General features: G+C 67.9%; 13 protein-coding genes and 1 pseudogene. 8 read left to right on the top strand and 6 right to left on the bottom strand.

Annotated elements, in window-relative coordinates:
• Position 1: 1 nt before the first annotated feature.
• Entirely contained in the window at positions 2-529 is a 528-nt protein-coding gene (locus DBR34_RS15435; RefSeq protein ID WP_128097457.1) for a DUF3016 domain-containing protein, read from the top strand.
• Positions 530-559: 30 nt separating this feature from the next.
• On the opposite strand, the gene alr is transcribed toward DBR34_RS15435, so the two are convergent.
• Entirely contained in the window at positions 560-1636 is a 1077-nt protein-coding gene (alr, locus tag DBR34_RS15430) for an alanine racemase (RefSeq protein WP_128097456.1), read from the bottom strand.
• Positions 1615-2925: a D-amino acid dehydrogenase gene (locus DBR34_RS15425; RefSeq protein WP_128097455.1), complete on the bottom strand. Its 1311-nt coding sequence runs from the start codon at positions 2923-2925 to the stop codon at positions 1615-1617. The genes alr and DBR34_RS15425 overlap by 22 nt, the downstream gene beginning before the upstream one ends.
• 149 nt (positions 2926-3074) lie before the next feature.
• Between DBR34_RS15425 and DBR34_RS15420 the strand changes: the two genes are divergently transcribed.
• On the top strand, positions 3075-3554 hold the full coding sequence (locus DBR34_RS15420; RefSeq protein ID WP_038690714.1) for an Lrp/AsnC ligand binding domain-containing protein: 480 nt from the start codon (positions 3075-3077) through the stop codon (positions 3552-3554).
• A 66-nt stretch (positions 3555-3620) separates the two neighbouring features.
• Here the strand turns inward: DBR34_RS15420 and DBR34_RS15415 are convergent, their stop codons facing one another.
• Positions 3621-3788 (bottom strand): lana protein, encoded by a 168-nt coding sequence (locus tag DBR34_RS15415; protein WP_128097454.1) that lies wholly within the window; start codon positions 3786-3788, stop codon positions 3621-3623.
• A gap of 169 nt (positions 3789-3957) precedes the next feature.
• Positions 3958-4377 (bottom strand): classical arabinogalactan protein 4, encoded by a 420-nt coding sequence (locus DBR34_RS15410; protein ID WP_128097453.1) that lies wholly within the window; start codon positions 4375-4377, stop codon positions 3958-3960.
• A 141-nt stretch (positions 4378-4518) separates the two neighbouring features.
• On the opposite strand from DBR34_RS15410, the gene msrB reads away from it, so the two are divergent.
• The 5 genes from msrB to DBR34_RS15385 all read left to right on the top strand — a co-directional run bounded on the left by msrB (position 4519) and on the right by DBR34_RS15385 (position 7929).
• A complete protein-coding gene (msrB, locus tag DBR34_RS15405; RefSeq protein WP_128097452.1) occupies positions 4519-4986 on the top strand; it encodes a peptide-methionine (R)-S-oxide reductase MsrB in 468 nt (155 codons plus the stop codon).
• Positions 4987-5078: 92 nt separating this feature from the next.
• Positions 5079-5933: a flagellar motor stator protein MotA gene (gene motA / locus DBR34_RS15400; protein WP_128097451.1), complete on the top strand. Its 855-nt coding sequence runs from the start codon at positions 5079-5081 to the stop codon at positions 5931-5933.
• Positions 5934-5942: 9 nt separating this feature from the next.
• The gene (gene motB / locus DBR34_RS15395) at positions 5943-6887 is read left to right on the top strand and encodes a flagellar motor protein MotB (RefSeq protein WP_128097450.1); all 945 of its coding nucleotides are present in this window, start codon (positions 5943-5945) and stop codon (positions 6885-6887) included.
• A gap of 230 nt (positions 6888-7117) precedes the next feature.
• Positions 7118-7639, top strand: coding sequence for a hypothetical protein (locus DBR34_RS15390; protein WP_128097449.1), 522 nt, complete (start codon positions 7118-7120; stop codon positions 7637-7639).
• Positions 7640-7653: 14 nt separating this feature from the next.
• Positions 7654-7929, top strand: coding sequence for a DUF4031 domain-containing protein (locus tag DBR34_RS15385; protein WP_128097448.1), 276 nt, complete (start codon positions 7654-7656; stop codon positions 7927-7929).
• An 80-nt stretch (positions 7930-8009) separates the two neighbouring features.
• Here the strand turns inward: DBR34_RS15385 and DBR34_RS15380 are convergent, their stop codons facing one another.
• On the bottom strand, positions 8010-8552 hold the full coding sequence (locus DBR34_RS15380) for a hypothetical protein (protein WP_038692549.1): 543 nt from the start codon (positions 8550-8552) through the stop codon (positions 8010-8012).
• Positions 8553-8690: 138 nt separating this feature from the next.
• On the opposite strand from DBR34_RS15380, the gene DBR34_RS15375 reads away from it, so the two are divergent.
• Positions 8691-8942 (top strand): DUF3297 family protein, encoded by a 252-nt coding sequence (locus DBR34_RS15375; RefSeq protein ID WP_128097447.1) that lies wholly within the window; start codon positions 8691-8693, stop codon positions 8940-8942.
• A 39-nt stretch (positions 8943-8981) separates the two neighbouring features.
• On the opposite strand, the pseudogene DBR34_RS23330 reads toward DBR34_RS15375, so the two are convergent.
• Positions 8982-9516 (bottom strand): annotated as a pseudogene (locus DBR34_RS23330) (Na+/H+ antiporter); the annotation flags it as partial.

Genomic DNA, 9516 nt, shown 5'->3' with positions numbered 1-9516 from the left:
GTTGGTGATCGGCAGCGCCACCGCCGCTGCGCCCCGCACCGTGACCGACCCCCAGGCGCCCCGCGCCCTGAGCGGCGATGGCCCGGTCAAGGTGTCGTGGACCGACCCGGCCCAGTTCAGCGAGATCCGGCAGAGCACCAACCGCTTCGAAGCCCAGCGCGGCAACTGGGTCGCGCAGCTGGCCACCTACGTCCAGACCAGCGCCGGCAAGCAGCTGCAGCCCGGCCAGACGCTGGAGGTGACCCTGACCGACATCAAGCGCGCCGGTGACTACGAGCCGTGGCACGGGCCGCGCGGCAGCGATATCCGCATCCTGCGCGACATCTACCCGCCGCGCATCGCGCTGACCTTCACCCTCACCGATGCCCAGGGGCAGGTGCTGGCGCAAGGCGAGCGCAAGCTGTCGGACAGCGGCTACCTGCACAACATCGGGATGCAGCGCGACACCGACCCGCTGCGCTACGAGAAGCGCCTGCTGGACGACTGGATCCGCCGCGACCTGCGCAGCGACGCCACCGCCAGCCGCTGACGGTGGCGCCCCGCCTGGCGTGGGGTCCCCTCAGCCGCCCAGGTGCTGGTGCGGTACGCGCTTGACCGCGCACGGCAGCTGGTAGGCGCTCACCCCGCACAGCGGCGCCAGCACATCCAGCCGCGGTGACTCGCCCCACAGGGTCACCGTGCTGCCCACCCCGGCCTGCGGCAGGTCGGTCAGGTCCACGGTCAGCATGTCCATCGATACCCGGCCGATCAGCGTGCCGGGCTGCCCGTCGATCTGCACCGGGGTGCCATTCGGGGCGAACTGCGGGTAGCCGTCGGCATAGCCCAGGGCCACCACGCCTACCCGGGTCCGCCGCTCGGCGACGAACCGCGCGCCATAGCCGACCGGTTCGCCGATGCCGATCTCACGCACCGCGAAGACCTTCGACTGCATGGTCATCACCGGGCGCAACCGCTCGGTCAGCGCCGACGGGGTGGGCAGCGGGTTGGCGCCGTACAGCATCAGCCCCGGACGCACCCAATCGCTGCGCACGTCCGGCCAGCCCAGCAGGGCCGGCGAATTGCACAGGCTGGTTTCACCAGCCAGGCCATCAATGGTGGCGGCGAACAGGTCGGCCTGCTCGCGGGTGCGCTGGCTGTCCAGCTCGTCGGCGCGGGCCATGTGGCTCATCAGCACCATCGGCGCCACCTGCGGCAGCGCGCTCAGGCGGGCGTGCGCGGCGCGGAAGTCGGTCGGCGACAGGCCCAGGCGGTGCATGCCGCTGTCCAGCTTCAACCAGATCTTCAGCAGGGCGGTGGTCTGGAAGGCCAGCACCGCCTCCACCTGCCACGGCGCGCCCACGGCGAACCACAGGTCGTGCTGCACGATCAGCGGCAGTTCGTCGGCGTCGAAGAAGCCTTCCAGCAGCACGATCGGCGTGGTGATGCCGGCGTGGCGCAGTTCCAGCGCCTCTTCGATGCAGGCCACGCCGAACGCGTCGGCCAGCCCCTGCAGCGCGCGCGCGCAGGCCACGGCACCGTGGCCGTAGGCATCGGCCTTGATCGCCGCCAGGGTCTTGCGACCGCCGCCCAGTTCACGGGCAAGGATGAAATTGGCGCGCAACGCGTCCAGGTCGATCAACGCGCGGGCTGGGCGCATGCTTTGGGCTCACTATGAACAACGGATGCGGCCGTGTGGCCGTAACGGAAGATATCCAGGCCTTCGGTACTGATCTGCGGCTGTCGCGCGCTCATCAGGTCGGCCAGGTAACGGCCCGAACCGCAGGCCATGGTCCAGCCCAGCGTGCCGTGGCCGGTGTTGAGGAACAGGTTGCGGTACGGGGTGGCGCCGATCACCGGGGTGCCATCGGGCGTGGCCGGGCGCAGGCCGGTCCAGAACTCGGCGCGCGACAGGTCGCCGCCGTCCGGGTACAGGTCGCCCACCACTTTTTCCAGGGTGGCGCGGCGGCGCGGCGACAGCGACAGGTCAAACCCGCCCACTTCGGCCATGCCCCCCACGCGGATACGGTCATCGAAGCGGGTCACCGCTACCTTGTAGCTCTCGTCCAGGATGGTCGAGGTGGGGGCCATGGCCGCATTGGTGATCGGCAGGGTCAGCGAGTAGCCCTTCAGCGGGTAGACCGGCAGGCGCAGGCCCAGCGGGTCCACCAGCGAGGGCGAATAGCTGCCCAGCGCGACCACGTAGCGGTCGGCGGTTTCGAGCTTGCCGTCGATGCGCACGCCGGTGATGCGGTCGCCGTCGGTCTGCAGGCCGGCGATGTCCTGGTCGAAGCGGAACTCGACGCCGGCATCCACGCACATCTGCGCCAGGCGCCGGGTGAACAGCTGGCAGTCGCCGGTCTGGTCGCGCGGCAGCCACAGCGCGCCGACCAGTTTGTCGGCCACCCCGGCCAGGGCCGGTTCGTGGGCAATGATGCCGTCGCGGTCCAGCACCTTGTAGGGCACCCCGTACTGGGCCAGCACTTCGATGTCCTGCGCCGAGGCGTCCAGCTGCTGCTGGGTGCGGAACAGCTGGGTGGTGCCCAGGTCGCGGCCTTCGAATGCGATGCCGGTCTCGCGGCGCAGCTCGTTCAGGCAGTCGCGGCTGTACTCGGACATGCGCACCATGCGCGCCTTGTTGATCGCGTAGCGCTCATGGGTGCAGTTGCGCAGCATCTGCGCCAGCCAGGCGTACTGGCGCCAGTCCAGGCCGGGGCGGATGGCCAGCGGAGCGTGCTCGGAGAACAGCCACTTGACCGCCTTGAGCGGCACGCCCGGCGCGGCCCACGGCGAGGTGTAGCCGAACGACAGCTGGCCGGCGTTGGCGAAACTGGTTTCCAGCGCCGGACCGGGCTGGCGGTCCACGACCGTGACTTCAAACCCCGCCTGCCGCAGGTACCAGGCACTGGTGGTGCCGATGACGCCGCTGCCAAGGACTAGAACGCGCATGTAGCTTCTCCGACCCGATCATTCCCTGCACTGGAGCGTGCCGGGACCATAATTGCGGAAGTATATTCCGGCTAAACCAAGCTTTTGCCCTGTTTTTAGGCGCGATGACAGGATATTGTCGCGCCAACCCCCATGCCTGGATGACGCCGATGGCCGTGCGCCCCCGCGAACTGGACAAGATCGACCGCAAGATCCTGCGCATCCTGCAGGACGAAGGCCGCATTTCCTTTACCGAACTGGGCGAACGGGTGGGCCTGTCGACCACGCCGTGCACCGAACGGGTGCGGCGGCTGGAACGCGATGGCGCCATCACCGGCTACTACGCCAAGCTCGACCCGCATTACCTCAAGGCCAGCCTGCTGGTGTTCGTGGAGATCAGCCTGGCCTACAAGTCCGGCGACATCTTCGAGGAGTTCCGCCGCGCGGCGTTGAAGCTGCCCAACGTGCTGGAGTGCCACCTGGTGTCGGGCGATTTCGACTACCTGCTCAAGGCGCGCATCAGCGAGATGGCGTCCTACCGCAAGCTGCTCGGCAGCACCCTGCTGACCCTGCCGCACGTGCGCGAATCCAAGAGCTACATCGTGATGGAAGAGGTGAAGGAAACGCTGACCCTGCCGATCCCGGATTGAACCGCGGCCCTCAACGCAGAAGGCGGCGCGCTTGCGCGCACCGCCTTGGTCATGCAATCCCGCGCGTCAGCGCTGTTGTTTGGAATCGGGGTGACGCTGGTCCGGCTGCTTGCCCTTCTGGTTCTGCTGGTCCCACTGTTGCTGGTTCTGCTGTCCGGCCTTCTGGTGCTGTTGCTGACTGCCCTGCTGTTCCTGCGGCATCTTGCCGCCTTTCTGGTTCTGCTGGTTGGTCATGATTGCACTCTTCTGGAAAACCCTTCGGAATACGCCGCGTTCCGGCGCACGCAAAGGGTCGCGCGAAAACGGTTAAATACAGGCGAAAAAGCGGTGAGATGACACGTTGATGCAGCTGACTGTGCGGCGTGGTTTGTGCACGGTTCATGCGCTGCACCGCCCACGCCGTTTACGGCCGGATCTGCTGGCCATCACCACTGGGAATGGCGTCGTAATACTTGCCGGTGCGGGTATCCAGCACCCGGTTCGGCCCGACCTGTTTGGCCCCGGGAATGATCCGCCCGTGGCGGTCATACACCTTGGGTTGCAGGGTCGGCCCCTGGATCGGTTGCGCCGGGCCGGTGTCGCGCGCCTGGATGGGATGGCTGCGCAGTTGCTGCTGGACCTGGCTGTTGGACTTCACCGGGGCCATCTGCCCGGACAGGCTGTCCACCGGTGCAGGGCGCACGGGGGTAGGCAGCGGCGCCGGCGGGGCCACCACCACCGGGCGGGTCGCGGTGGGACTGGGCGGCGGGCCGATCTGGGCCATGCCGATGGCCGGCAACAGCATCAGGCCCAGCGCGGTGGCGAAGCGGACGTGGCGGGACATGGCAGGCTCCGGCGGTGATCGATACTGCACCTTGCACCCACGCGGGTATCAGCACCATGAACGCGCCCGGGCCACCGGGGCGCTGGCTTGAAGCCCGCCATCCCGGCCCAATCTTGAACCCACCCCCGCGAGGAACCGCCAATGACCGCCTTCGATCTCTCTCCCCCCAGCGACGCCCAGCGTGACGCCCTGGTGGCCGGCCTCAGCGCCGACGAACGCCGCGTGCTGCTCCAGCACGGCACCGAAGCGCCGTTCTGCGGCGTGTTCCTGGACAACAAGCAGGACGGCGTCTACGGCTGCCGCCTGTGCGGGCTGCCGCTGTTCCGCTCCAGCACCAAGTTCGACTCCGGCACCGGCTGGCCCAGCTTCTTCGCCCCGTTCGACCCGGCCCATGTGCGCGAGATCCGCGACATCAGCCACGGCATGATCCGCACCGAGATCGTCTGCGCGCGGTGTGACAGCCATCTCGGCCATGTATTCCCCGATGGCCCGCCGCCGACCCACGAGCGCCACTGCCTGAACTCGGTCTCGCTGTCGTTCACGCCGAACGGACAGGCCTATCCGGATCCGCTGCAGCGCGGCGGGGCCGAGGCGCAACCGGCCGGCTGAATCCGTAAAAGTGTGACATTGAGCGAACGCCCCCCTTCAGAAAACCGGGGGCGGGGCCGACATGGAGGTATCCCCTACTCCGCGCCGGCCCCATGCTCATCATCGTTGGATTCCTCATCGTCATCATCAGCGTGCTCGGCGGCTACGTCGGCGCGCACGGCAAGCTGGGCGCCCTGTGGCAGCCCTATGAGCTGGTCATCATCGGCGGCGCGGCACTGGGCGCGTTCCTGGTCGGCACCCCGTTCAAGACCGTCAAGCAGACCCTGAAGGCCACCGTGGGCGTGTTCAAGGGCCCGGCCTACAAGCAGCAGGACTACATCGACGTCCTGAGCCTGCTTTACGAACTGCTCAACAAGGCCCGCCGCGAAGGCTTCATGGCGCTGGAAGACCATGTGGAGCGCCCGGCTGAAAGCAGCATCTTCGCCAACTACCCCAAGGTGCAGGCCGACCACCACCTGGTGGACTTCATCACCGACTGCCTGCGCCTGATGATCGGCAGCAACATCGAGCCGCACGAACTGGAGCCGCTGCTGGAGCTGGAGCTGGAAAAGCACCATGCCGAAGCGATGCAGCCCTCGGCGGTGCTCAACAAGGTGTCCGACGGCCTGCCCGGCTTCGGCATCGTGGCCGCGGTGCTGGGCATCGTGATCACCATGGGCTCGATCGGCGGGGAAATCACCGAAGTGGGCGCGCACGTGGCCGGCGCGCTGGTCGGTACCTTCCTGGGCATCCTGCTGGCCTACGGCTTCGTCAGCCCGCTGGCCGCGGCGGTGGAAGCGCGCGCCGAACAGGACAGCCGCATCTATGAGTCGGTGAAGACCGCGCTGCTGGCCTGCCTGCGCGGCTACAACCCGAAGATCGCGCTGGAATTCGCCCGCAAGACCCTGCCCTCGAACGTGCGCCCGGGCTTCAGCGCCTTCGAGCAGCACCTGAAGACGGTCAAGTAAGGCACACCCATGGCCGAGAACAAACCCACCGTCATCGTCCGCCGGGTCAAGAAGGCCGGCCACGCTGCCCACCATGGCGGCGCCTGGAAAGTGGCCTACGCCGACTTCGTCACCGCGATGATGGCGTTCTTCCTGGTGCTGTGGCTGATGGCCGCCACCACCAAGCCCGAGCGCGCGGCCATTTCCGAGTACTTCCGCAACCCCAGCCCGCTGGTCGGGCAGAGTTCCACCCCGGCGCCCGGCATGGCCGGTCCGGGCGGGGCCAGCACCTCGATGATCAAACTGGGCGGCGCCACCGACATCTCGCGCGGCAACAGCAACGACCCGTTCCAGGCCCAGCAGACCGCCAAGCCGATCCCGCAGACCGAACGCGAGCGCGAACAGCAGCAGCTGGAAGCGCTGAAGCGGGAGCTGGAAGAGGCCATCAGCAAGAGCCAGGCGCTGGAGCCGTTCAAGGACCAGTTGCTGCTGGACCTGACCCCGGAAGGCCTGCGCATCCAGATCGTGGACAAGCAGAACCGCCCGATGTTCGACATGGGCAGCGCCGCGCTCAAGCCGTACACCCGCGAGATCCTGCGCGAACTGTCGCAGTTCATCAATCACGTGCCGAACCGGATCAGCATCACCGGCCACACCGACACCACCGCCTACAACGCGGTGCACGGCTACAGCAACTGGGAGCTCAGCGCCGACCGCGCCAACGCCGCCCGGCGCGCGTTGCTGGACGGTGGCATGACCGAAGAGAAGGTAACCCGGGTGGTCGGCCTGTCCTCGTCGGTGCTGTTCGACAAGGCCCAGCCGGACAACCCGATCAATCGCCGCATCAGCATCGTGGTGATGACCAAGGCAGCCGAAGCGGCGGCGCTGGCCGGTGCCGGGCAGGAGGTGGCGTTGTCGCCCACCACCGGCGACGCCGACATCCACGCCGCACAGGCCCCGGCGGCGACGCCCTGACCGGGGAGCCGGTCCGGGGCAGGTCGGTCTGCCGTTCGGATGAACGGCGGACCGGTCGGCAGCCCGAACGGTTGGACGATGCACGCCTCGCGCGCTGGCAGGGTCGCGTCCCAGCCGACTGCACGCGCATGGGCAGCCTTCGATAGGGGCATGACCTTCAACGGAATGGCCGACGCCTGCGGCCAACCCCCATTACAATGGCCGCTTTCCACGTACAGATAGATCCCACCATGTCCAAGCAGTCCAAGGCCAAGCGCGACAAGCGCAAGAAGCTGCAGCCCAAGCGCCCGATCCACCGCCTCAACGCCCAGCAGCAGGTGCAGAACCATGCCGTGCTGACCAACGAAGAGGGCCAGGTAGTGGCCGCGATCGGCCTGCAGGGCACCGAATGGCTGCTGGCCATCGGCGGCCAGACCATGGGCAACGCCGACAACCCGATCCCGATGCTGGCCATGCTCAAGCACCTGTCCAACGTGCAGGAAAAGGAAGGCCGCAAGGTAAACCTGGAGTACTCGACCCAGCTGCAGCAGCTGATCGACGACCTGGCCGCCGACGAAGGCAAGACCGCCGACGACTACCTGGCCCAGCTGGTGTCCGAGTTTGAAGGTGTGGAAGGCGAAGAAGGCGACGACGCCGAAACCGCTGAAACCACTGCCGACGCCAGCGACGACGCCCCGGTGGCAGACGAGGCCGGCACCGATGCCGCCGCCGACGCCACCCCGGCCGCCAGCGACGACAAGCCGCAGGCCTGAGCCACGGCCGCCCGGTGACGGTCTATATCGACGATGCGGTCCACCCCTGGCGCGGCGAGCGTTGGGCGCATCTGATGGCCGACACCCTGCCCGAGCTGCACGCCATGGCGGCGCAGCTCGGGCTTCCGCGGCGGGCGTTCCAGAACCGCCCCAGCGGCGCGCATTACGACGTCCCCGCCCCGCTGCGCCTGCAGGCCATCGCGCTGGGCGCACAGGCCATCTCGCGGCACACCGACCGCGCGCTGGTCAAAGCCGTCATCGCCAACGCGCGCACTCAATACCTGCCGTAGACAGGTATTGAGTGCGCGCGTTGCGCCCCACGCCTTGCTACGCAAGCCGCGGGCCCGCATCGGTCAACCCGCAGCACGCATCAGAACGGGTCCGAACCCGGCCGCACTTCCACGCCCAGCAGCGAGCACAGCGCCAGCATGGCGTCATCGTCGCGGTTGAGCGCCATCCAGCCGGCCAGGCCGCCATTGCCCGTGTCCACGCTCCACAGCGCGTAGTTGTGCTCGCGCAGGCGGTCGTGCGCGGTGGCCATCAGCGCCGGGGCGTCGGTGGCGGCGGCGAAATCCTCATCGTCCAGGTCGCCACCCCAGTCCAGCTGCAGGTTCCAGCGTGCCGCCAGCTCGTTGATCGCCGACACCAGCGCATCGGGATCCTCACGGTCCACCTCGAACCCGGACTGCCAGGCAATGGCGGCCATCAGCGGCGGCAGCCAGTCGGCCTCCTCGTCGATCTCCTCGCCGCTTTCCAGCAGCGCCTCGCGCCAGCGGTTGAACTGCTGCAGCGCCAGCTCGTCATCGCCGGGGTTGATCAGCACGAACAGGTTCCAGATCCGCGCCTCGAAGTCGTCTTCGTCGAAATCGCGCTCGTCTTCTTCGAAGTCGAAATAATCGCTGTTGTCAGGCATGACCGGTAGTTCCTTGAGGCAGGCGGGCATTCTGCCGTGCAGTGGCGTTGGCAGGAAGCGAAATTCGGCGTGGGCCGCGCCGCGGTTTATCCTGTGCGCCTGGAAGATGGCCGTGGTGGCCGTCACAACTGAATGACCATGAGCGATACCCCTCCCGATCACCTGGCGATCAACCCGACCAGCCCCTTCCACGATGCGGCCGCCCTGGAGCGCGGCGTGGGCATCCGTTTCAACGATGTCGAGCGCGACAACGTTGAAGAGTATTCGGTCAGCGAAGGCTGGATCCGCGTGCAGGCCGGCAAGGCCCGTGACCGCCGTGGCAACCCGATGACCATCAAGATCAAGGGCACCGTGGTGGCGTATTACCTGGACCAGAAAGCCGACGCGTAACCCGCGTTGATGGCCGGCCCGTAACGGCCGGCCCCGGTTTCAATCGCGTTGGCGGGTTTCCAGCAGGTCCAGGTTGCGGATCAGCTTGCGCGAGACCTCGTCGGAAATGGTGCCGCGCCGGGTCAACCGGAACAGCTCCTCGCGCTCGGCGGTGAGCCCGGCGCCGCGCAGCTGGCGGTAGCCCTGCTCCATGCGCTGCACCTTTTCCGGGTCCGCATCCGGGCCGTCGTCCTTCTCGAGATTGCGCTGGTACAGCAGGCTGACCCGTGAGGCGGCGTCGTTGTAGAGCTGCACGTTCTCGGTGGTCTGGTTCTGCACCAGCTGCTGGCGCATGCGTTCCACCCCGGCCAGCGCCGCCTTGGACGCCAGCCGCCGGGCCAGGTCCTCGGCCTTGCGCTCGCCCGAATCGGCCGGCAGCTCCAGCCCCTTCAGCAACCGCGGCAATGCCACGCTGGCGCCGACCAGCGATACCAGGATCACCGCCGCCGCCAGGAAGATCACCAGGTCACGCGCCGGGAAGGCGCTGCCATCGGGCAGGAACAGCGGCAGGGTGAGCACGCCGGCCAGGGTGATC

Origin of the sequence: Stenotrophomonas sp. HMWF003 (genome assembly GCF_003061285.1) — a bacterium.
Taxonomy (GTDB): Bacteria; Pseudomonadota; Gammaproteobacteria; order Xanthomonadales; family Xanthomonadaceae; genus Stenotrophomonas; species Stenotrophomonas maltophilia_AP.
The sequence above is the reverse complement of the archived record's forward strand: the minus strand, read 5'-3'. Positions and strand labels throughout refer to the sequence as shown.

Bases quoted from the DNA above. Each gene is read 5' to 3' on its own strand.
- alr (WP_128097456.1), bottom strand. From the start codon at position 1,636: ATGCGCCCAGCCCGCGCGTTGATCGACCTGGACGCGTTGCGCGCCAAT.
- msrB (WP_128097452.1), top strand. From the start codon at position 4,519: ATGACCGCCTTCGATCTCTCTCCCCCCAGCGACGCCCAGCGTGACGCC.
- DBR34_RS15380 (WP_038692549.1), bottom strand. From the start codon at position 8,552: ATGCCTGACAACAGCGATTATTTCGACTTCGAAGAAGACGAGCGCGAT.
- motA (WP_128097451.1), top strand. From the start codon at position 5,079: ATGCTCATCATCGTTGGATTCCTCATCGTCATCATCAGCGTGCTCGGC.
- DBR34_RS15410 (WP_128097453.1), bottom strand. From the start codon at position 4,377: ATGTCCCGCCACGTCCGCTTCGCCACCGCGCTGGGCCTGATGCTGTTG.
- DBR34_RS15375 (WP_128097447.1), top strand. From the start codon at position 8,691: ATGAGCGATACCCCTCCCGATCACCTGGCGATCAACCCGACCAGCCCC.
- DBR34_RS15390 (WP_128097449.1), top strand. From the start codon at position 7,118: ATGTCCAAGCAGTCCAAGGCCAAGCGCGACAAGCGCAAGAAGCTGCAG.
- motB (WP_128097450.1), top strand. From the start codon at position 5,943: ATGGCCGAGAACAAACCCACCGTCATCGTCCGCCGGGTCAAGAAGGCC.
- DBR34_RS15420 (WP_038690714.1), top strand. From the start codon at position 3,075: ATGGCCGTGCGCCCCCGCGAACTGGACAAGATCGACCGCAAGATCCTG.
- DBR34_RS15415 (WP_128097454.1), bottom strand. From the start codon at position 3,788: ATGACCAACCAGCAGAACCAGAAAGGCGGCAAGATGCCGCAGGAACAG.
- DBR34_RS15425 (WP_128097455.1), bottom strand. From the start codon at position 2,925: ATGCGCGTTCTAGTCCTTGGCAGCGGCGTCATCGGCACCACCAGTGCC.